At 58.3% G+C, this 21,392-nt stretch carries 24 protein-coding genes; 9 read left to right on the forward strand and 15 right to left on the reverse strand.

The window, feature by feature from the left end:
• Positions 1-3: 3 nt before the first annotated feature.
• From MHN28_RS02975 to MHN28_RS03015, 9 genes are all read right to left on the reverse strand, one after another.
• Positions 4-345, reverse strand: coding sequence for an ArsR/SmtB family transcription factor (locus MHN28_RS02975; protein WP_370645645.1), 342 nt, complete (start codon positions 343-345; stop codon positions 4-6).
• 58 nt (positions 346-403) lie between these two features.
• Positions 404-1,636 (reverse strand): mandelate racemase/muconate lactonizing enzyme family protein, encoded by a 1,233-nt coding sequence (locus tag MHN28_RS02980; RefSeq protein WP_239335779.1) that lies wholly within the window; start codon positions 1,634-1,636, stop codon positions 404-406.
• A gap of 24 nt (positions 1,637-1,660) precedes the next feature.
• Positions 1,661-2,755, reverse strand: coding sequence for a Zn-dependent alcohol dehydrogenase (locus MHN28_RS02985; protein WP_239335781.1), 1,095 nt, complete (start codon positions 2,753-2,755; stop codon positions 1,661-1,663).
• An 81-nt stretch (positions 2,756-2,836) separates the two neighbouring features.
• On the reverse strand, positions 2,837-4,036 hold the full coding sequence (locus MHN28_RS02990; protein WP_239335783.1) for a TCR/Tet family MFS transporter: 1,200 nt from the start codon (positions 4,034-4,036) through the stop codon (positions 2,837-2,839).
• A gap of 67 nt (positions 4,037-4,103) precedes the next feature.
• Positions 4,104-4,832, reverse strand: coding sequence for an alpha/beta fold hydrolase (locus tag MHN28_RS02995; RefSeq protein ID WP_239335785.1), 729 nt, complete (start codon positions 4,830-4,832; stop codon positions 4,104-4,106).
• Positions 4,833-4,844: 12 nt separating this feature from the next.
• Positions 4,845-5,633 (reverse strand): 3-oxoadipate enol-lactonase, encoded by a 789-nt coding sequence (gene pcaD, locus MHN28_RS03000; RefSeq protein WP_239335787.1) that lies wholly within the window; start codon positions 5,631-5,633, stop codon positions 4,845-4,847.
• Between the two features lie 59 nt (positions 5,634-5,692).
• Positions 5,693-6,667, reverse strand: coding sequence for a threonine/serine dehydratase (locus tag MHN28_RS03005; protein WP_239335789.1), 975 nt, complete (start codon positions 6,665-6,667; stop codon positions 5,693-5,695).
• Positions 6,664-7,491 carry an alpha/beta fold hydrolase gene (locus MHN28_RS03010; RefSeq protein ID WP_239335791.1) on the reverse strand — a complete coding sequence of 276 codons (828 nt, stop codon included), beginning with the start codon at positions 7,489-7,491 and terminating at the stop codon, positions 6,664-6,666. Before MHN28_RS03010 ends, MHN28_RS03005 begins: the two co-directional genes overlap by 4 nt.
• On the reverse strand, positions 7,491-8,177 hold the full coding sequence (locus MHN28_RS03015; protein WP_239335793.1) for a haloacid dehalogenase type II: 687 nt from the start codon (positions 8,175-8,177) through the stop codon (positions 7,491-7,493). Before MHN28_RS03015 ends, MHN28_RS03010 begins: the two co-directional genes overlap by 1 nt.
• A gap of 127 nt (positions 8,178-8,304) precedes the next feature.
• Here MHN28_RS03015 and MHN28_RS03020 point away from each other — a divergent pair, with 127 nt between their 5' ends.
• Positions 8,305-8,733: a peptidylprolyl isomerase gene (locus MHN28_RS03020; RefSeq protein ID WP_239335795.1), complete on the forward strand. Its 429-nt coding sequence runs from the start codon at positions 8,305-8,307 to the stop codon at positions 8,731-8,733.
• A gap of 21 nt (positions 8,734-8,754) precedes the next feature.
• Here MHN28_RS03020 and MHN28_RS03025 read toward each other — a convergent pair whose 3' ends face one another.
• Genes MHN28_RS03025 through fabA form a run of 4 tightly spaced genes read right to left on the reverse strand, consistent with a single transcriptional unit; the run spans position 8,755 to position 11,573 of the window.
• A complete protein-coding gene (locus tag MHN28_RS03025) occupies positions 8,755-8,946 on the reverse strand; it encodes a hypothetical protein (RefSeq protein WP_239335797.1) in 192 nt (63 codons plus the stop codon).
• A gap of 59 nt (positions 8,947-9,005) precedes the next feature.
• Positions 9,006-9,797 carry an enoyl-ACP reductase gene (locus tag MHN28_RS03030; protein ID WP_239335799.1) on the reverse strand — a complete coding sequence of 264 codons (792 nt, stop codon included), beginning with the start codon at positions 9,795-9,797 and terminating at the stop codon, positions 9,006-9,008.
• Between the two features lie 5 nt (positions 9,798-9,802).
• Positions 9,803-11,032, reverse strand: coding sequence for a beta-ketoacyl-ACP synthase I (gene fabB / locus MHN28_RS03035; protein ID WP_239335808.1), 1,230 nt, complete (start codon positions 11,030-11,032; stop codon positions 9,803-9,805).
• A gap of 31 nt (positions 11,033-11,063) precedes the next feature.
• A complete protein-coding gene (gene fabA / locus MHN28_RS03040) occupies positions 11,064-11,573 on the reverse strand; it encodes a bifunctional 3-hydroxydecanoyl-ACP dehydratase/trans-2-decenoyl-ACP isomerase (protein ID WP_170326986.1) in 510 nt (169 codons plus the stop codon).
• Positions 11,574-11,761: 188 nt separating this feature from the next.
• On the opposite strand from fabA, the gene irrA reads away from it, so the two are divergent.
• Positions 11,762-12,178 (forward strand): iron response transcriptional regulator IrrA, encoded by a 417-nt coding sequence (gene irrA, locus MHN28_RS03045; protein WP_239335809.1) that lies wholly within the window; start codon positions 11,762-11,764, stop codon positions 12,176-12,178.
• 1 nt (position 12,179) lies between these two features.
• Here the strand turns inward: irrA and MHN28_RS03050 are convergent, their stop codons facing one another.
• Positions 12,180-13,070, reverse strand: a complete 891-nt coding sequence (locus MHN28_RS03050) for a LysR family transcriptional regulator (protein WP_239335810.1) — start codon at positions 13,068-13,070, stop codon at positions 12,180-12,182.
• Positions 13,071-13,156: 86 nt separating this feature from the next.
• On the opposite strand from MHN28_RS03050, the gene MHN28_RS03055 reads away from it, so the two are divergent.
• A complete protein-coding gene (locus tag MHN28_RS03055) occupies positions 13,157-13,954 on the forward strand; it encodes a phytanoyl-CoA dioxygenase family protein (protein WP_239335811.1) in 798 nt (265 codons plus the stop codon).
• A gap of 31 nt (positions 13,955-13,985) precedes the next feature.
• Here MHN28_RS03055 and MHN28_RS03060 read toward each other — a convergent pair whose 3' ends face one another.
• Positions 13,986-14,849 carry a glycosyltransferase family 2 protein gene (locus tag MHN28_RS03060; protein WP_239335812.1) on the reverse strand — a complete coding sequence of 288 codons (864 nt, stop codon included), beginning with the start codon at positions 14,847-14,849 and terminating at the stop codon, positions 13,986-13,988.
• A gap of 120 nt (positions 14,850-14,969) precedes the next feature.
• Here MHN28_RS03060 and miaB point away from each other — a divergent pair, with 120 nt between their 5' ends.
• From miaB to lnt, 6 genes are all read left to right on the forward strand, one after another.
• Positions 14,970-16,289: a tRNA (N6-isopentenyl adenosine(37)-C2)-methylthiotransferase MiaB gene (gene miaB, locus MHN28_RS03065; protein WP_239335813.1), complete on the forward strand. Its 1,320-nt coding sequence runs from the start codon at positions 14,970-14,972 to the stop codon at positions 16,287-16,289.
• Between the two features lie 181 nt (positions 16,290-16,470).
• Positions 16,471-17,235: an outer membrane beta-barrel protein gene (locus tag MHN28_RS03070; RefSeq protein WP_239335814.1), complete on the forward strand. Its 765-nt coding sequence runs from the start codon at positions 16,471-16,473 to the stop codon at positions 17,233-17,235.
• A gap of 153 nt (positions 17,236-17,388) precedes the next feature.
• Positions 17,389-18,411 carry a PhoH family protein gene (locus MHN28_RS03075; protein WP_239335815.1) on the forward strand — a complete coding sequence of 341 codons (1,023 nt, stop codon included), beginning with the start codon at positions 17,389-17,391 and terminating at the stop codon, positions 18,409-18,411.
• Positions 18,412-18,450: 39 nt separating this feature from the next.
• Positions 18,451-18,948 (forward strand): rRNA maturation RNase YbeY, encoded by a 498-nt coding sequence (gene ybeY, locus MHN28_RS03080; protein ID WP_239335823.1) that lies wholly within the window; start codon positions 18,451-18,453, stop codon positions 18,946-18,948.
• Between the two features lie 33 nt (positions 18,949-18,981).
• Entirely contained in the window at positions 18,982-19,869 is an 888-nt protein-coding gene (locus tag MHN28_RS03085) for a hemolysin family protein (RefSeq protein WP_239335824.1), read from the forward strand.
• Positions 19,866-21,362: an apolipoprotein N-acyltransferase gene (gene lnt, locus MHN28_RS03090; protein ID WP_239335825.1), complete on the forward strand. Its 1,497-nt coding sequence runs from the start codon at positions 19,866-19,868 to the stop codon at positions 21,360-21,362. The genes MHN28_RS03085 and lnt overlap by 4 nt, the downstream gene beginning before the upstream one ends.
• The last annotated feature ends 30 nt before the right edge of the window (positions 21,363-21,392 follow it).

Genomic DNA, 21,392 nt, shown 5'->3' on the forward strand with positions numbered 1-21,392 from the left:
GGGTTATTCCCCGTCCGGTTCACAGAACATTTCATACAGGACCGCGATGACCTGCGCCACGCCATCGTTGCTCAGAGAGTAGTAGATCGTTTTTCCGTCCCTGCGCGTCGCAACAATATTCTCGGCGCGCAACCGGGCAAGCATCTGGCTGACTGCGGCCTGACGTATCCGCAACAAGGCCTCCAGCTCACCGACCGATTTTTCTCCGTCGGTCAGATGGCATAGGATCATCAACCGACCCTCATGGGCGAATGTTTTCAAAAACGCGGACGCCCGGGCAGCGCTTGCCTGCAAATCTGACAGCGCTTTTTCTGCTTGCCGGGTTTCACCGTCTTTAAGTGTCACACGTGACCTGTCCAACATCTTGAGGTTGGGTCAATGTGCCTCAAGAACCCCTTGGTTGTCACCCCTCGGTTGCTGGCGCGCCTCCCTGAAATGCATTTCCGTTTACATAGTCACACGGCTCTTCCTGCATTTGCAGATGCAGTTCGTTGCCTGTGTAAGGGTGGGCGCGGGCAAGGTCTTCGTTCACTTCGATGCCAAGGCCGGGTGCAGTGGGGGCCAGGACGAACCCGTTTTCGACACGCAATGAGCAGTTGATAAGCTGATGGTGAAACGGTGTTTCGATGGTCTCAAGCAATAAAAGATTTGGGATGGACGCGGCCAGATGGATATTGGCGGCCCACTCAACCGGTCCGGCATAGAGGTGTGGTGCCATTTGGGCGTTGAAAACCTCGGCCATGGCGGCGACCTTCTTCATCTCCCAGATGCCGCCGGCGCGACCCAGCGCAGGTTGAAGAATTTCGGCCGCTCCTGCACGCAATACAGCGCCGAATTCGGCCTTGGTTGTCATACGTTCACCGGTTGCGACCGGAATTCGGACGTTGCGGGCGACACGGGCCATGTCATCAATCATGTCTGGCGGGGTGGGCTCTTCGAACCACAGTGGCGAATAGGGTTCCAGCGCCTGACCCAGACGGATGGCTCCGGCGGTGTTGAATTGCCCGTGGGTTCCAAACAGCAAATCCGCCTTGTCTCCGACGGCCTCGCGGATCGCTTTGCAGAACGCGACGGACATCGAGATATCGGACATCGCCGGCATGTGCCCGCCCCGGATCGTGTAGGGGCCTGCCGGGTCGAATTTGACGGCCGTGAAGCCGCGGCGCACCATTTCTGCGGCGCATTCTCCGGCTTGCTCTGGCGATGTCCAGAAATCGGTCAAGTTGTGCTGGGGCAGGGGGTAGAGGTATGTGTAGGCCCGAATGCGTTCATTCATCAGGCCTCCCAACAGGGCATAGACCGGGCGGTCACGATCTTTGCCCAGTATGTCCCAGCAGGCGATTTCCAACCCGGAAAATGCGCCCATGACCGTCAGATCGGGGCGCTGGGTGAAACCGCTGGAATAGGCGCGCCGGAACATCAGCTCGATGTTTTCCGGGTTTTCGCCCAGCATGTGCCGTTCGAAAACGTCCCGGATAACATGGCGCATTGCTTCAGGGCCAACCGAGGACGCATAGCATTCGCCCCATCCGGTGATCCCGGTGTTGGTCGTGACTTTGACCAATATCCAATACCGCCCTCCCCATCCGGGGGCAGGCGGGGCTGTGACGATGATATCGAGGTCCTGCAGCTTCATCAGATGTTCTCCCGCCCTGTGAGGTCAATCTCTGTCGAAAATGATGACGTTGCGCTTGGCTGATCCGCTTTTGGTGTCCTTGATCGCCTCATTGATCTGCGACAGGGACCACCGGCCCGAGATTAGCTCGCCAAGTTTCAAACGGCCTTGTTCATAGAGGTCAATCATCCACGGGATATCGCGCTGGATGACGACATCCCCCATTTTCGAACCGATCAACCCTTGACCCAATGCGGCCAGCACCACCGGCTCGTAACTTGCCATGTCCCCCGAATGTGGCATCCCGATCATGATCGCCTTGCCACCGCGGCCCAAGTAACGGGGGGCCTGATCGTACGCAGGAATTGCGCCAACAGTAATCAGTACGGCGTCCGCTCCCCGCCCGCCGAGGGCTTTGTAGGCGTCTTTCCAGGGGGCTTTCTGATCGGCCAACACGCCGTGGGTTGCGCCGAATTCTTTGGCGATGGCCAGTTTCTCTTCGGTCATGTCCACCGCCACGATGCGGCGCGCGCCCGCGATGCGGGCACCTTGGATTGCGTTCAGGCCCACTCCGCCAGCGCCGATCACGACAACATCCTGACCTGCACGCAGTTCAGCGGCGTTCACAGCCGCGCCGACACCAGTGATCACGCCACAGGACAACAGGCTGGCCACGTCCTTGGGCATGTCATGCGGAATCCTCACGATTTGCCGGTGGCTGACCACAACCTTTTCGGCAAACGCTCCGCAGGCCATGGCCTGTTCCAGCGGGCCGCCGTCTTCGGTCCGTAAAGGACCTTTGACGGTATCGTACGGCGTTTCGCAAACAGTTGGTTTTCCGCCAGCACATGAGGGGCAGGACCCGCATGCCCGGATCAGGGTAACGACGACTGCGTCGCCGACCTGAAAGTCCCCGGTCGAGTCTCCGACGGCAGTGATTATCCCAGCGGCCTCGTGCCCGTATACGGCGGGAAGAAACCCGCCCCAGGCGCCGCTGGCGTACGAGATGTCGGAATGGCAGATCGCCACCGCATCCAGTGTCACTTCTACCTCACCCGTTTTGGGAGGCGCGATTTGAACGTTTTCGATGACCAGAGGTTCACCGAAAGCCCGGCAGACGGCGGCTTTGATGGTTTGCATGTGTTCCCTCACTCCCTTTCGGCCACGGTGGCGCGGTTGAGAGGGTACTGCAATACGGAATCCGCCAAAGGGATGTCGCTGTTACGCCATGACCCTACGTGAGCGTAAAAACAGTGAAAGACCGAAGATCATCATAACCAGCGCCAGCAAGAAGGGGGCGCCTGGCAGGTAGATTGGCGCGTCCGGTTTGATGAACTGTGCAAAGACGGTGGTCATGAGAAGCGGAGAAATGACCATCGACAAAGCGTGAAGCGAGGTGAGAACGCCCTGCAGTTCCCCTTGCTGCGAGTCCGGTGTCGCGCGAGACATCAATGCCTGCAGGGCCGGGGTCACGACGGCTCCGATTGCAGTAATCGGGATCAGCATCAATGCAATGAATCCGTTGGTCAGGAACCCTAGCAACAGGAAGCTGAATATCTCGAAGCCCATGCCGTAGATGATGGTCACACGCTCGCCGAGGTATTTGGTGGCCGGACGGATCAGCCCGCCTTGTACTGCGGCCATACCGATCCCGTACACGCCCAGCGACAGGCCGATCATTTGCGGTGACCAGCCAAACCTCTCGGTGGTGAAATAAGCCCAGATGGCGGGGTAGACGTAGATCGAGACTGAATACAGAAAATAGACCCACAACATCGGTCGGATACCGGGCAGCGATGCGATGGCGCGCAACGAATTCACCGGATTTGCGCGACGCAGGTTGAAAACCCGTCTGGTTCTGTCGGTGACTGTTTCCGGCATGACAAACAGCCCGATCCCGAAAGCCAGAGCAGACAACGCCGCAGCAACCCAGAATGGCGCGCGTGTGCCGTATTCGCTGAGCAGTCCGCCGATGACGGGCCCCAGCACGAATCCGATTCCGAAAGCCGCGCCTAACAAGCCAAAGTTTGCCGCCTTTTCATGGGGTTTTGATACATCTGCCATGAATGCCGCCGCTGTCGCATGCGTGGCCGCCGTGATACCGCCGACGATGCGTCCGGCCAAAAGCAGCCAGATACTGCCAGCCAGCGCCATCACGACGTAATCCAGAGACATGACGAACAGCGACACCAACAGCACAACCCGTCGCCCATACGCGTCCGAAAGGTTCCCCAGGATAGGCCCAAACACGAACTGCATCGCCGCAAATGCCGTGCTGAGAATTCCGCCCCAGATCGCGGCAGAGGCCAACGTGCCGCCCTGAACTTCGACGATTAATTCCGGCATGATGGGCAGCACCAGACCGATGCCCATGGCGTCGATCATGACTGTGAGAAGGACGAAGAAAAAGGGCAGGCGCATTGGAACCGGGAGGATGATAATCTGGCCGGACCTTACCCGCAGAGGATGCGGGTGGAAAGGGACCTGTTCAGATCTGCGATGTGGGCAACGTGTTCCCGATAGTATCCAACAACTCAGCCAGCTTTTTCGGTTGGGCAAAGAACGGCGAATGCGAGGTGCTGATCGTGTGGCGCATGCCCTCGGGGGCGCAGTGGCTCATTTGTTCTTGATACTCGGTCGGGATCGTCCGGTCGTCCGTTGTGCGAATGTAAGCTTTGGAAACCTTATCGAACTTTTCAGTTACGGGCAGGGGGGTATCCTGCGGCGCGATGGCTTGCGGACACATCCGCGCCAGCGCGTAGGGTACGGTTTCCGGCGGGCAATCGTGATAAAACAGGTCATGCACCTTGCTTGGTTTGACCGTGTAGGACAGCCCGTCCGAGGATTTCTCAACCGCATCATGGATTGTCTGGCGAGGCGACAGTTTTCGCATCTCGACCATCGACAATCCATCCCGTGGGACATAGGCAGCCAGGTAGATAAGCGCACGTATGGCGTCCGGTGCAGCCTCGGCCGCGGCACTGACCGGATACCCGCCCCACGAATGCCCGACGACAATTGTCTCTGGGGTAGATGCCGACAGAACTGCATCTCGGCAGCTGTCCAACGTCACGTCGGCAATGGGCGTCGGGTCCGAGCCATGGCTGGGCAAGTCAATCGCGCGGACGTTGTGCCCAAGTGATTCCAGCGCAGGGATGAGGTCCCGCCAACACCACGCGCCATGACAGGATCCGTGGACTAACAGATAATCCGCCAAACCATTGCTCCTTCAAATGTGGCCGATGTCGGTCAGAAAACTCTGCAGCAATGCCGCATACTCTGCCGGTTGTTCGACACAAGGCAAGTGTCCTGCGCGTCGCATCAGTTCGAAGCGGGCTCCGGGGATAAGTTCAACGGTCTCCCGTACCAGATCTGGCGGAGTCGAGCCGTCCTCGCTGCCGGCGATACCCATAGTGGGCAGGCGCAAACCGCTGGTCGGCGTGTAGAAATCCGTGCCCGAGATCGCCGCACAGCAGCCCAGATACCCGTCGACAGGTTGACGAACCATCATGTTGCGCCACAACAGGTGCTCTGGCGAGGTGCGGAATGTTTTGGAGAACCAGCGTTCCATGGTCGCGTCGGCCAAAGCCTCGATCCCACCTTTACGCACCGCATCCATCCGGTCCTGCCAGATCGAGGGAATACCGATCTTGGCTGCCGTGTTGGACAGCACGAGGCCGCGCACCTGATCCAGACGCTTGACCGCCAACCCTTGCGCAATCAGCCCGCCGATCGAAAGTCCGACGAACACGCAATCGCGGACCTCAAGATGATCCAGCAAGCTCTCGGCGTCCTTGACCAGCGCGCCCATCGAATAGGGGGCAGGAGGTTGCGACGACAAACCATGCCCCCGCTTGTCGTAACGTATGATGCGCAGCCCTTCTGGAAGGTGCGGCAGCAAATCGTCCCATAGTCGAAGGTCGGTTCCCAAAGAATTGGCAAACACAATCGGCGCGCCTTCCGGATCGCCGTCGATCCGATAGTGGATTTGCACCTCTCCAAGGTCTGCGATCTGCATGACTCAATCCCCTGTCGTCATATGCATTGTGGTCAGGTTGCCCCAGTTCGATTGACTTGTCAGGTCAGGAAACCCAGCGCTTTTGCAAAGACTTCGGGGTCAGCGTTGCCCCCCGAAGCCACCACGATCACCGCGTCGCTTTCGATTTCGTCCGCCCTATAAAGCGCCGATGCAAGCGACACCGCGCCACCCGGCTCCAGTACGATCTTTAGGCGCAAAAAGGCCTGTGCCATGGCGCGCATGGCCTCGTCCTCGGTGACCGACAGGCCCGGACCGCAGAGCCGGTTCAGGATCGGAAAAGTGATCTGGCCCGGCTGCGGCGTCAGGATCGCATCGCAGATATTGCCGGCGGTGGCATTGTTGCTTTGAATACAACCAGTGGCGAGGGATCGTTTGACGTCATCAAATCCCTTTGGCTCGCAAGGGCGGGCCCGCAGACCCGGCGCGTGACCTTCCAGTGCCAGTGCGATGCCGGATGTCAGCCCGCCGCCGCCACAACACACTAGTACATCGGCTTCGTTGACGTCCATTTCCGCCGCCTGCCGCGCAAGCTCCAGTCCGACAGTGCCCTGACCTGCGATGACCTGAGGTTCATCGTACGGCCGTATCAATGTCAGCCCGCGCTCGGATGCCAGTGCTTCGCCGATTTCCTCGCGGCTTTCGTTCGCGCGGTCATAAAGGACAACTTCGGCACCCAGCGCGCGTGTGTTGTTGATCTTCAACTGCGGTGCATCGGATGGCATCACGATCACCGACGAAATCCCGTGCTGAGCTGCCGCATACGCCACGCCCTGCGCGTGATTGCCCGAGGAATAGGCGATCACGCCACGCTGACGGTCCTCATTGCCCAAAGCTGAAATAGCCGACCACGCACCACGGAACTTGAAGCTGCCAGTGTGTTGCAGGCACTCGGGTTTCACCAGTACGCGTCGGCCCGCGATTTCATCCAAGAAGGGTGAGCTCAGAATTGGCGTTTCCCGAACATGTCCTCTGAGCCGCCCTGCGGCGGCCTCGATCATTTCAAGTGTGCTCATGTGGCGTTCAGTACCTTGTGAATAAGTTCAAGCGACTGCGGCTCGTCCAGAAACGGGGCGTGGCCGCGATCCGGAATTTCTGCTGAGATAAGGCCGGGATGGCGGTTGTGCATCTCTGTCAGCGTGTCTTTGCCGAGCACATCCGAGTTTGCCCCACGAACGACCCCGGTCGGGATGCCTTGCAGCGCTTCAAAGAACATCCACAGGTCCGGAGTACCTCCGGCGGTGGCCTGCTCCAGCAGCGCGGTGCGCAACGCGGGATCATAGCGCAGCGCAAGGCCGTCCGAGGTCTCTTCAAACTGAATCTCGGCCTGCTGTCGCCAACGTTCCAGTGGAACGCCGGGGAAGTGGGGTTCCATGACATGCTGCAGCGCCTGTGCCGCTTGGTCGTAAGTTCCGGATACGGGCGGTTTGCCGACATATTCCATGATCTTGATGATGCCCGACGGGTCCAAGACGGGGCCGACATCGTTCAGAACCACGCTCGACAACCGGTCAGGGTGGCTTGCCGCCAGCGCCATGGCGATCAGTCCGCCGCGTGATGTGCCGATGACGTTCACGCGGTCCAGACCAAGGTGGTCCAACAACTCGATCGCGTCATGCGATTCGCGATTGACGTTGTAGTTCATGTAGTCGGGGTCATGATCCGATTGCCCGCGCCCTCGGTAATCCATCGCGATCATCCGCATATCGATCAGATGTGGCGCGAGAAACGAAAAGTCCCTGCTGTTACGGGTCAAACCCGCAAGACACAGCACCGGCTTCCCGGCTCCGGTGTCCTCGAAATAGATACGTCTGTCGTCAGACGTTGTAAAAAAAGCCATTAGAGTCCAGCCAGTTGAGGAATGCTCGTCAGGTCGGACAGTACATGTGCAGGCGTCCATGGCAAGCGGTCCATCGGTTCCCCTGCGCGATTTACCCAGGCCGTAACAAAGCCATACCCGCTGGCCCCGGCGGCATCCCAGCCATTCGAGCTGACGAACAGGACTTGGTCGCGGGCACAGCCGAATCTTTCCTGCACAAGGTCGTAGACACGCGAATCCGGTTTGAAGATGCCGACGCTTTCGACAGACAGAACATCGTCCAGAAGATCGCCTATGCCCGCCGATTGGACAGCGCCGTCCAACATCGGAGGGGATCCGTTCGACAGAATTGCCGTTTGCAGCCCGCTTGCTTTCAATGCGCGCAGCATTTCCGGAACTTCAGCATAGGCCTGCAATTCCCAATAAAGATCAAGAAGCCGCTGCCGCAGCGCTGCGTCTCCTTCCAGCCCCGTGGCCTCAAGCGCCCAATCAAGTCCATCTTGGGTGACGTCCCAGAAATCCGCATGAGCGTCCGTAACCGCGCGCAGCCAGGTGTATTGCAACTGTTTAAGACGCCAGTGGTTGGCCAATTCGGGCCATTTCTGCCGAAGGGCTTCAAAACCCGGTTCCGCAGCTGCCTGTCGCGCGGCAGCCGCCACGTCGAACAAAGTTCCATAGGCATCAAAAACGCAGGTCGTGATCGGCATTTGGTCCCCTCCCATCCATTCGGGGCAGGTTTGCATAACAACAGAAGCCATAAAAGAGGTCAGGGTTTACAATGTCGTGTGACACCCTAGGCTTGGCCGCTCAACTTTTTAACGGCCGGAGGCCAAAATGACCGAAATCAAACAAGGCGACACGGTTCGCATCCACTACACAGGAACGTTGCTGGATGGGAACGTCTTCGACAGTTCCGAAGGACGTGATCCGCTGGAATTTGTCGTAGGTTCTGGCCAGATCATCCCCGGTTTGGATGCGGCGATCCCGGGCCTGAACGTGGGTGACAAGAAACGGGTCGAGATTGCCTGCGTTGATGCCTATGGCCCGATCAATCCCGCGGCGCGTCAGCAAATCCCGCGCGAGGGTATTCCGGATGACATTCCGCTGGATCCGGGCACCCAATTGCAAATGCAGACGCCAGACGGGCAGGCCGTGCCAGTGACGGTCGTCGATTCCGACGAAGCGACCGTAACGCTGGATGCAAATCACCCTCTGGCCGGTCAGGACCTGATTTTTGACATTGAGGTTGTCTCGGTGAATTAACCGAATGCCGACGGCACCGGATCAGCCCGTGATGAGGCTGATCCAGGATTCTACGGTCGCACGTACATGCGGTTGCGTGAAGAACACGAACAGCATCAGTAGAGTGGTTAGTGCCAACAGCGCGATGCGTCCACGCAAGCCCAGAAAACCAGACCTGCGTTGCGACCGGGCGCTGCGCGTGTTGCTTGCTAGAATGTGATCGGCTTTGCTCATGCCGATATCCCTGCCCGTGAAAGATGGTCAAATCTTGGCACCGGCAGGGAAAGATCGGGTCACATGTGATCGGGCTGCGGCATGCCCAAAACGTGGAAGCCGCCATCGACGCGGATGATCTCACCCGACGTGCACGCGCCCGCATCTGACGTTAGGTAAACTGCGGTGCCGCCAACGGCCTCAAGCGACGCGTTCGAACGCATGGGCGCGTTCTGATCGCAGAACTTGTAGGTCTTGCGCGCACCGCCGATCGCCGCACCTGCCAGCGTCTTCATCGGGCCGGGCGAGATCGCGTTGACGCGGATGCCTTCGGGGCCAAGATCGTTGGCCAGATAACGCGTCGCCGATTCCAGCGCGGCCTTGGCCACACCCATCACGTTGTAGTTCGGGACAACCTTGTTCGACCCCTGATACGTCAGGGTCAGCAGCGTGCCACCATTCTCTTGCATCAGCGGGTAGGCGCGGCGTGCGACCTCGATGAAGGAATAGGCCGACACGTCCAGCGAATGCTTGAAGTTGGCTCGCGTGGTGTTCAGGAACCGACCTGTCAGTTCGGACTTGTCCGAATAGGCGATGGCGTGGACCACGAAGTCAATTGTGGGCCAGCGCGCACCAAGCTCTTCGAACGCACGGTCCAGCGACTCGTCATCCGTGACGTCCGCGTCCACCATGAAATCACTGCCCAGGCTTTGTGCCAGCGGCTCAAGCCGTTTGCCGAACGCTTCGCCCTGATAGGTGAATGCCAGCTCGGCACCGGCCTCGTGCATGGCTTTGGCGATACCCCAAGCAATGGAACGGTCGTTCGCCACGCCCATGATCAGGCCGCGTTTGCCCTTAAGAAGATCCGACATCATACTCACCCGTTATACTTCGACAGAACCATGGACCCGTTTGTGCCGCCAAAGCCGAAGCTATTGGTCATGACACTGTCCAATCCTGCGTTTTCAACAACTTGCGTTGCAATTTCACCGGGCTGGATGCCTTCGGCAAGAGTGTCGACGTTAATCGACGGTGTAATGAAGTCATGGTGCAACATCAGCAGGCAGAAAATCGCTTCCAGCGCACCTGCCGCGCCCTGTGCGTGGCCGGTCATCGACTTGGTCGATGAAATCGGGGGCACGTTGCCTTCACCAAAGATGCGACGGACGGCTTCGACCTCGCCAACGTCACCGACCGGGGTCGAGGTGCCGTGGGCGTTGATGTAGCCGACCTTGCGGCCATCGGGCACGGTTGAAAGGGCCAGACGCATCGCGCGCTCGCCGCCTTCGCCGGACGGTGCGACCATGTCGTGGCCATCCGAGGTGGCCGCATAGCCGGTCACTTCGGCGTAAATTTTTGCGCCGCGGGCCAGAGCGTGTTCCAGATCCTCAAGAACGACGATCCCGCCGCCGCCCGAGATGACGAACCCATCGCGATTCTGGTCGAATGCGCGGGATGCCTTTTCCGGAGTGTCATTGTACTTGGACGACATCGCGCCCATCGCGTCGAACAGGCAAGACAGCGTCCAGTCCAACTCTTCCCCGCCGCCTGCGAACATGACGTCCTGCTTGCCCAGCATGATCTGTTCGGCGGCGTTGCCGATGCAGTGCAGCGAGGTCGAGCAGGCCGACGTGATCGAGTAGTTGATTCCCTTGATCTTGAACGCGGTCGCAAGGTTGGCCGAGATTGTTGAGCACATGCATTTCGGCACAGCGAAGGGGCCGATGCGTTTGGTCGCGCCGGTTTTCAGAACGGTCTGGTGCGCGGTCAGCATCGCGCTGGTCGATGGACCGCCGGAACCGGCAACCAAACCGGTGCGGGGGTTCACGACCTGATCTTCTGTCAGACCCGCGTCGGCAATCGCCTGGTTCATGGCGATATGCGCATAAGCGGCACCGGGGCCCATAAAGCGCAGGGTCCGCTTGTCCACATGCTCCGCCACATCGATTTTCAGCGATCCGGCGATTTGGCTGCGAAAGCCGTGTTCGACCATCTGTTCATTGGCCTCGATGCCGGACTTTCCGGCCTTGAGTGAGGCCAGAACTTCTTCAGCATTGTTCCCGATGGAGGAGACAACCCCCAAACCGGTGACAACTACTCGACGCATGTGCGTGCTCCTTATTTCGGGCCTGTCAGGCTCAGGCTTCAGACAGAACGACTTTCATGTCTTTGACGTCGTAAATCATTTCGCCGTCCGCTTCGACGATACCATCCGCCACACCCATGGTCAGGCGGCGGGTCTGGATCGCCTTCTTGAAATCGATTTTATAGGTCAGCATCTTGCGGTCCGGACGCACCATGCCGGTCAGTTTGACCTCACCCACACCAACGGCCATGCCGCGCCCCTGCCAGCCGCGCCAGCCAAGGTTGAAACCGGTCAGCTGCCACAGACCATCCAGCCCCAGACAGCCGGGCATGATCGGGTTGCCGGGGAAATGGCAGTCAAAGAACCAAAGGTCCGGCGTGATGTCGAATTCGGCCAGAACATGGCCTTTTCCATGCGCGCCACCATCGGCCGAGATGTCGGTGATCCGGTCCATCATCAGCATCGGCGGAGCAGGCAATTGCGCATTACCGGGGCCGAATAATTCGCCACGGGCGCATTTCAGCAGATCGTCCTTGTCAAAGCTGCTCGGGAATTGGGCCATTCTGCCGCCTCTCCTGCCAGGGGTCCGTTCGTTATATCTGGCCTCGTCTAGCACCCGTATGCAAGGTCCTGCAAGAGCACCGCGCCACATCCTGTTGTGCAGACGACATTCTTTGCGAATGAATTTCATTTGAAATTACCCGAACACAGCACTTATATATAGTTCAGCAACAATTGGGTTTCGGACCGATGACACCTCAGAGCCAGAACATAGCCACGGATTGGTTGGTTGACGCCGGGCTGCGCCCCACGCGCCAACGTGTTGCATTGGCCGAACTTCTGGTCGGCGATGGGCGCCACCGCCATGTCACGGCCGAAAGTCTGTTCGAAGCGGCTAAAAAGAACGGTGACGCAGTTTCATTGGCGACGGTGTACAATACGCTGCGCGCGTTTTGCGATGCCGGTGTTCTGCAGGAAATCACCGTTGATGGCTCGAAGAGTTACTTCGACACCAACACCCACGATCACCCCCATTTCTACTGGGAAGACGAAAGCCGGCTGAGCGACGCGCCGTCGGATCAATTGGTGATTCAACGGCTGCCAGAAGCGCCCGAAGGCGTCGAGATTGCGTCTGTCGACGTTGTGATCCGTCTGCGAAAAAAGTAACTCAACCCAAAAGCTCGGTCAGAATGCGTTCTGCGACCGCCGTGTTCGGGTCTGCAGGGCCGGTTCCATGACGCGCTAATACCACGGGTTCCGCCGCAATCCGATCCGATACCGGAAGACTGACCAGAGGCATTCCATCATAGCTGTAGGTAGACGGTGGGTTGGCGTAGCTGATGGCAATACCCTCCTGATGAGCGGCCAGGCTGCGTTGGATTTCCAGCGAGGCCGCGCGATGTGCCACCGAAGGCCTCAACCCGATCTGTCGGAAAAGGCCCAATACATGCTGCGCCGAAAGCCCCTCGTTCGACAGAATCAGGGGGTGGGTGGCCAGTTCATCCAACGATACAGACGACGCGCCCGCCAAAGGGTGGTGGGGGGCCATGATAGCGTTGGGCAGACTGGTGAACAGGGTGGTTTGCTGAAACGCTGCATCCATACTCAGCCCATAAGTCAGCGCCAGGTCGATCTGCCCGTCAATTAGACCAGAGATCAGACCTTCGAACCCATCCACCTTGTAGGTTAAGGCCAAATCAGGAAGCGCAGTGCGCAACTTACGCACGGCGCTTGCAAGAAAAAACGGGGCCAGATCGACGAAGCAACCAAGCCGCAGCTGCGCCTTGGTTGCATGGATTTGATCCGCTTTTTCCAGCCGGGCCGCGCCAGCCAGCAAAGTCTCGGCGTCCTCAATGAAACTGCGGCCCTGAGGCGTCAGCGCCATGGACGCCCCGCGTTTTCGCGTGAAAAGCGGATAGCCAATATGCGATTCGACGCGTGTCAGGGCAGTGGACAATGCCGGTTGCGATACGTTCAGCTGTTGCGCGGCGGCGGACAAGCTGCCGAAGCGGCCGATTGCGCAGACATATTCGTACTGACGAAGTGAAATATATAACATGAAGTTAAATCTAACTTAGAAAGATATTATTTGAACAGAGGGGTCATCCATGCGCAGATCGGCGCACCACCGGCACGGAGACAAACATGACGCACCCTCTGGTTACACACGAGATGATCGACACCTATCAAAAGGATGGCGTGGTCCTGATCAAAGGACTGTTTACCGGTCACGTAGAAACCCTGCGCGAGGGGGTTGCGGCGAACATGGCCGAGCCGGGACCTTACGCGTCGGAGAACAAGAAAGAGGGCGAAACAGGCCGGTTCTTCGACGACTATTGCAACTGGTCCCGGATCGAACAATTTCAGACGGTGATTCAAAATTCACCTGCCGCTGAAGTTGCGGCGGACTTGATGCAGTCCGACACGGTGCAGATGTTCCACGACCACGTTTTGGTCAAAGAGCCCGGCACCTCGATGGCGACGCCGTGGCATCAGGATGGCCCATATTATTTCGTGGAAGGGCAGCAGACGATCAGCTTCTGGTCGCCGCTCGACCCTGTAAAGCAGGCCACGTTGCGCTGTGTGGCGGGGTCGCACCGGTGGGAGAAAGAAGTCCTGCCGACGCGCTGGGTCTCGGAAGAGGGGTTCTTTGCGGACGAGGGTCAGTACATTCCAGTTCCGGACCCCGACGCCGAGGGGATGAAGGTCGTGGAGTTCGAGATGGAACCGGGTGACGCGGTCGCCTTCAACTATCGAACTTTGCACGGCGCGCGAGGCAATCAATCAGCCAGCCGTCGCCGCGCATTCTCGTTGCGTTTGGTCGGCGACGATGCGCGTTATGTTGAACGCCCCGGGCGTACGTCACCGCCGTTTCCCGGGCATGACATGGAACCCGGTCAACGCCTGCGCGAGGATTGGTTTCCGGTGTTGCTGCGGCGTTGAAGAAAGGCGCGGAACCGCAAAAATGGGCGGGTCAGAACCACTGACCCGTTTCGATTAATCCCAGATCAAGCAACTGGTTCGACGACCATTCGAACGGGATTGAATTGCGCCAGCGAAAGGTCGGGATATCGAATGTTGACCCGGCATTGGTTTTCAGCGCTTTGGCCGCCCGGAACGAACAGATCGCGGCCGAAAGGTTATGATGCCAAGGGCAGGAATACGTGTTGTATTCCGCCTCATTGAACGTGTGATCCGGCCGGAGCGTCAAACCCTTTTGGGATTTGAAGAGCGAGATACGATCAATCCGGCGGCTTTGCAGGGGAACGTGTTCCTCGAATCGCCAGCGTAGCCCTCCGGACATATCCAGTTGTCGTTCCCTCGGGTTTTTCTGCGAATCAAGCCGCGCCTGTGCAAAATAACCGGTGCGATCCAACATCGCACGATCTGGCGAGACACCGTTGGGGAATTCGCTCAGATCATCAGCATACAGATCGATGACGTGGCTCAGCATCGAGTCCCGACGTTCTTCGGTATGGAAGGCCAGCATTTCGCCAACGGAGCGTGACTCGCAGAAGGGAAAAAACAGGTACTCGGCGTTGTAGCAATAATACACCCAAAGACCGGGGGCTGCCTGGATGATCCGGTTGATGGTGTCGAACACGACAGTCCTGGGCGCGCAGGTCAGGGTGACGCGATGAACCCGATCCACAAGCTCGGGGTCCATCCCAAATTCTTGCGGCATGAAAACGATCAGGGATTTGAACCCCAGCTTCAGGTGGTGGCGGATGGTGCTGTCGATCTCGACGTCATCCTCGACAAAGATCAGCGCAACGGGGCCTTTGGCCAAAGCCGCGTTGCCTGTTTTCAGGAAACTGTCGAAGGATTCATATCGCATTGCCTGTCCGGTACTGCCTTGCTGGAGTTTCGGACCAAAATCGGGTAATCGCGTCGCCATTGCAAGCGGCGTTCGTAGGGTATAGAGGACGCCGGTCCCGCAAATGCAAAGGCCGTTGTCATGTCAGAACCCAAAAAGCTGTACATCAAGACCTATGGTTGCCAGATGAACGTCTACGACAGCGAGCGTATGGCGGAAACGCTGGGCGGACAGGGGTATGTGGAGACAAAAAGCCCCGATGACGCGGATATGATTCTGCTGAACACCTGCCATATTCGGGAAAAAGCGGCCGAAAAAATCTATTCCGAGTTGGGCCGTTTCAAGGGCCTGAAAAGCGAAAAGCCGGACCTCAAGATCGGCGTTGCCGGCTGCGTCGCGCAGGCCGAGGGCGAAGAGATCATGCGCCGTCAGCCGATGGTGGACTTGGTTGTTGGCCCACAAAGTTATCACCGCCTGCCCGAGATGGAGGCGAAGACCCGCACCGGTGCCAAAGCGCTGGACACCGATTTCCCGGAAGAGGACAAGTTCGAGAAACTCAAAGGCCGTCCCAAGGCCAAGCGTGGACCGACTGCGTTTCTGACCGTGCAGGAAGGCTGCGACAAGTTCTGTGCGTTCTGCGTGGTGCCCTACACGCGCGGGGCCGAGGTCAGCCGACCCGCTGATCGTATCCTGCGCGAGGCGAATGATCTGGTCGAACGCGGTGTGCGTGAAATCACGCTGCTGGGGCAGAACGTCAACGCTTATCACGGCGCAGGCCCGAACGGTGACATGACACTGGCCGGTCTGATCTGGGAGTTGAACAAGGTCGACGGGCTGGAGCGCATCAGGTTCACCACCTCGCACCCCAATGACATGGCCGATGATCTGATCGAGGCGCACGGGACGTGTGAAAAGCTGATGCCCTATCTGCACCTGCCAGTTCAGTCGGGTTCGGATCGTATTCTCAAGCGGATGAACCGCAGCCACACCGCCGAAAGCTATCTGCGCCTGATCGAGCGCATTCGTGCCGCGCGCCCGGATATCGTGATGTCCGGAGACTTTATCGTCGGGTTCCCCGAGGAGACGGAAGAGGATTTCCAGGCCACCATGGATTTGGTGGAAGAGGTCAAATACGGCTACGCCTATTCGTTCAAGTACTCGACGCGGCCCGGCACCCCGGCGGCCGAAAGGTCTCAGGTTGATCCTGAGGCGGCGGATGACCGCCTGCAGCGGCTTCAGGCCCTGATCACGCGTCACCAGCGCGAAATTCAGGATGCGATGGTTGGTCGGAACGTCAAAGTTCTGTTCGAAAAGACAGGCCGTCAGCCAGGGCAGATGGTCGGAAAATCCGAGTATCTTCATTCAGTTCACGTGTCTGCCGCCGATCTCGCGGTGGGCGAACTCCTGGATGTTCGGATCACAGGGTCAGGTGCAAACTCGCTTGCGGGAGAGTTGGTTTAACGCGGCCTTTATGCGCCGTTTGGAAACCATATTGATTTGTTAATTCCAAATTTACCCTTGATTTATCACTTGGAACTATGTTCCGAGAAAAATCAGGATTTTTAGGGGCCTAGGGTTTTAGGTCTTTGAAAGCCCATTTCTGTGCCGACCGGATCAACAGGTCGGGCGATGGAGGGTACGAGTGAAGATTGTGAAGCGTTCCAGTGAACTGTTTGTCGATATTGCCCTGTCGACCGCGATCACCTTTATGGTTTTTTCCGGTTCGACTGTAGCAGGCAATCTGGATCAGGGGGTCTCTGACCCGCCCATAGTCAGTCCCAAGCGGATCGGTGCGGACGTCAACGCCTTTTATCTTGGTGTGACAGGCGGATACGCTATTGGCGGTGACGAAAGGTTCGGCCTGAATTCATCCGGCAGCACGTCGGAAGTTGGCGAACTGGACCTTAGCGGTTCATATGGTGGCTTTCGCGGCGGTTGGCGCGGCGTTCTGCCCGCAAAGGGCGGGCGCGACTATGTTTACGGGTTTGAACTTGGGTATGAGTTCGGTTCGATCGGCGATGAAGTCACCAATCAAATCAACGGAGAGACCGTTACCGGCAGCTCCGAGATTTCAGACGTTTTCTCAGTACGGCTTCGCAATGGATTGACCAACAAAAGCGGCAAAGTTTTGTACTATGTTTCAGCCGGTTACGTGAACGGAGACATTTCGACCAAAAGCAGCCAGACAACCGGTGGAAATACTCAGTTTTTAGAAGATAGCGGCCGGCGCAGCGGGTTTTCCGCAAGCATTGGGGCCGAGCATAATCTCAACGAAAACTGGTCGATTACCGGTGAGTACGAATATGTACAATTCAGCTCGGAAGACGTCGAATTCTCCAATGGTACGTCCACCAAGTCGACACCGCGATACCGTGGTCTGAAGCTGGGACTTAACTACAGATTCTGACATCTGCCTTGGAATGGCGGCGCTTCCTCAAGGGATTGTGGCCTGTCTTGTGGGCGGTTTTGCCATCCGCCGAGGAAAAAATGAAACTGTGGCTTGCGCCCACTAAGATTTCGCGTCTACGCTCAGGGTGACACGCCAAGACAGGAGAGCGGATTGGCCATCGGTGCCCTTACCCCACCGCAAGATGAAATGCCTCAGCGCGAAGCGTTTGTTGAGTTTCCAGACAACCGATTGTTAATAGACCTTTGCGGCGAATATGACCGCAACCTGACGGAAATCGAGCAGAAGCTCTCTGTTCAGATTGTGCGCCGCGGGAATCAGCTGGCTGTCATGGGCGACGAAGACGCCCAGAAACAGGCCATTGAGGTCTTGCAGGCGCTTTACACCCGTCTGGAAGGCGGGCGTGACGTCGAAGCGGCTGATGTGGACCGTGAGTTGCGGATGGGTGGCTCGGAAACGGGCACCGGCAGTCGCGACGGTGACCAGCTTGAGATGTTCAAAGGTGGCACGGTCGAAATCAAGACCCGCAAAAAACTGGTCGAGCCGCGCACAGATGCGCAAAAGGCGTATGTCCAGTCCCTGTTCCAGAATGAACTGGCCTTTGGGATCGGTCCCGCCGGTACCGGCAAAACTTACCTTGCCGTCGCTGTCGGCGTGTCCATGTTTATCGGTGGCCATGTAGACCGGATCATCCTCAGCCGACCCGCCGTCGAGGCGGGGGAAAAGTTGGGCTATCTGCCCGGCGACATGAAGGACAAGGTCGATCCCTATATGCAGCCGCTTTATGACGCGCTGAACGACTTTCTGCCCGGCAAACAACTGGCGAAGCTGATTGAAGAAAAGCGAATCGAAATCGCACCGCTGGCCTTCATGCGTGGGCGTACTCTGGCGAATGCCTTTGTGGTTCTGGACGAGGCGCAAAACGCCACAACCATGCAGATGAAGATGTTTCTGACGCGTCTGGGCGAAGGCAGCCGTATGGTGATTACCGGCGACCGGTCGCAGGTCGACCTGCCGCGCGGCGTTCAATCCGGGCTTACTGACGCGGAACGGTTGTTGAAAACGATCCCGAATATCAGCTTCAACTACTTCACGTCCAAAGATGTTGTTCGTCACCCGCTTGTGGCTGCCATTATCGAGGCGTATGAGGCCGACGCGGGCCGCGAGACAGCATAGTCATCCAGGTCCCCGCAGCGCGGTTTTGGGCATGTTGAGATGAACCTTGAAGTTACGATAGAAGATGCGCGGTGGCAGCGGCTGGAGCCGTTGGCCACGCGCGCGATTCAGGCCGTATTGGACTATTCTGGTCTGGATGATGATCTATGTGAGATCAGTTTGCTTGGCTGCGATGACGCTCGGATCGCGGAACTGAACTCCGAGTTCCGTGACAAGCCTACCCCAACGAACGTGCTCAGCTGGCCAGCCGAGGAACTGGCGGCCGAAGTTGCTGGTCAGTCACCGGTAAAGCCAAACCCTGATTTTACCGGCGAGATTGCGCTGGGCGACATTGCGATTTCCTTCGATACCTGCGCGCGCGAAGCGTCCGAGGCCGGTAAATCCATGGACGATCACGTCACGCACCTGATCATTCACGGAACGTTGCACTTGCTGGGTTATGATCACATTCGTAACCCCGACGCCACTTTGATGGAGGGGGTCGAGGTCGAGATACTTGGCAAAATGGGTATCGATGACCCATATTGTATGTCATAGGGCCCTCAGTGGCCGATTATTTGGAACAGGATTATGGGCGATACAGACGGCAGTTCTATGGCGGCGCAGGGCGCGCAACCGAAGAACAGCGGTGAAGAATTTGGCGAGAAAGCTGGTTTCTTTTCTCGAATAGTGGACGCGCTCTCATCGCAGAGCGATGAAGAGGTTGGCGCGGCCAATGGACATGAGGTCGACAAGGTTCAGCCCCGGGGTATGATCAACCTGCGGCGGATGCGGGTCGAGGACGTCGCCATTCCAACGGCAGAAATCGTGTCCGTTCCTTCCACCATCAGCAAGGACGAACTGGCTCAGCTTTTCCGCGAGAGCGGGCTGTCCCGAATCCCGGTCTACGAGGGGACGCTGGATACGCCTTTGGGCTTTGTCCACCTCAAGGACTTTGCGCTGACCCATGGCTTCAACGGCACATCTTCGGAGTTCGATCTTGTGTCGATGCTGCGCACCCTGCTGTTCGTACCGCCGTCGATGCCAATCGGCGTTCTGCTGACCAAGATGCAGACCGAGCGTCGCCACATGGCGCTCGTGATCGATGAATATGGCGGCGTCGATGGATTGGTGACGATCGAGGATCTCATTGAACAGGTGGTCGGTGAAATTGCCGATGAACACGATGCGGACGAGGATCAGCTTTGGATTCAGGAAAAACCCGGCTGCTATACTGTGCAGGCGCGCGTTCCGCTTGAAGAGTTCGAGGCCGAGATCGGGCGCTCTCTGACCAGCCACGAAGATGTGGACGAGGAAGAAATCGATACGCTGGGCGGCCTGGTCTTCATGCTGTCCGGTCGCGTTCCTGCCCGAGGCGAGGTCGTGCTGCACCCCGAAGGCCCGGAGTTCGAAGTAATCGATGCCGATCCTCGTCGGATCAAGCGTCTGCGCGTCATGTTGCCGGATCGCGTTGAATGAACCCTGCAAAGGGCTGGCCATTTTGGCTGAGGTTCATACTTGCTGCTGCGCTGGGCGCGGTGGCGGCGTTCGGGTTGGCTCCATTTGGTATGTGGCCAGCGACCGTGGTCGCTCTGATCCTGCTGTCTCCGCTATTTCTGACAACCGAGACGCGGAAGCAGGCGGCTTGGCTGGGTTGGGCCTTTGCGACGGGGTACTTCGCGCACGCACTTAGCTGGATTGTCGAGCCATTCTTTGTCGACGCACAGCGGCACGCGTGGATGGCCCCATTTGCCCTGACGTTTATGGCAGGCGGCCTTGCGTTGTTCTGGGCGCTTGCTTTTTGGGCAGCCCGACGCCCGGGCGGAAATGCGGTGGCGCAGACCGTTTTTCTGGCCGTCTCAATTTCTTTATTAGAGCTTGCCCGGGGTTATGTTCTGACCGGGTTCCCCTGGGCTGGGCTGGCTCAGGTTTGGGTGGACACGCCGGTGGCCCAACTCTTGTCCCTGATCGGACCGTACGGGTTTGGCGCTGTAACGCTACTGGCGACACTGCCATTGGGCGCCGCGCTATCGCGGCGTGGTGGCTTTGTGTTGCCGTTGTGCTTCACGGTCGGGGCTGTCGGTGTGGCGCTCGGTTACGCAGCCACGCGCCCGGATGTCCATGAAACCGAACATATCATCCGCCTAATTCAGCCAAACGCGCCTCAGCACCAAAAATGGGACCCCGAATTCGCCCCGCTGTTCTTCGCCCGTCAGGTCGAGTTCACGGCGTCCGATCCCCGTCCCGATCTTATCGTCTGGCCGGAAACTTCGGTACCTGCGTGGCTGGGCAGCGCGCAGCCGTATTTGGCGGCGGTCGCTGATGCAGCGCAGGGCACGCCCGTTTTTCTGGGTATCCAGAGGGGAGATGGTCCGCGCATATTCAATTCGATGATCTATCTGAACGAGGATGGTCAGCAGCAGGGTCTTTACGACAAGCATCACCTCGCGCCGTTTGGGGAGTATGTCCCGTTCGGTGAAGTTATGGCCCGGTTCGGCATATACGGAATGGCCGCAACCACCGGCAACGGATTTTCCGCCGGTCCCGGCGCGGCCCTGATGGATGCCGGAAAGCTGGGAAAAGCTCTGCCGTTAATCTGCTATGAGGCCGTATTCTCGCAGGACGTTCTGTCGGCTCCTGACCGGGCCGATTTCCTGTTGCAGATCACCAATGACGCCTGGTTTGGAACGCGGTCCGGTCCCTATCAGCATTTGGCGCAGGCCCAGATGCGGGCAATTGAGCAAGGCCTGCCGATGATGCGGTCGGCCAATACAGGGGTTTCGGCGATGATCGACCCATTGGGCCGGATAACCGAAGCTCTGCCTTTGGGTCAGGCTGGGTTCATCGACGCAAAACTGCCGCGGCCGTTGGTCCCGACGGTGTATTCGCGCATAGGGGATATGCCGATCTTCGTCGCGCTGATGGTGTTCTTTGCGCTGTTTTGGCGCAACGCACGAAAGCAGCAGGGATAATTTCGCATTGACCCTTTGTTTCAAGGGGCG

The sequence above is a fragment of the Ruegeria sp. Ofav3-42 genome (genome assembly GCF_022347725.1).
Taxonomy (GTDB): domain Bacteria; phylum Pseudomonadota; class Alphaproteobacteria; order Rhodobacterales; family Rhodobacteraceae; genus Ruegeria.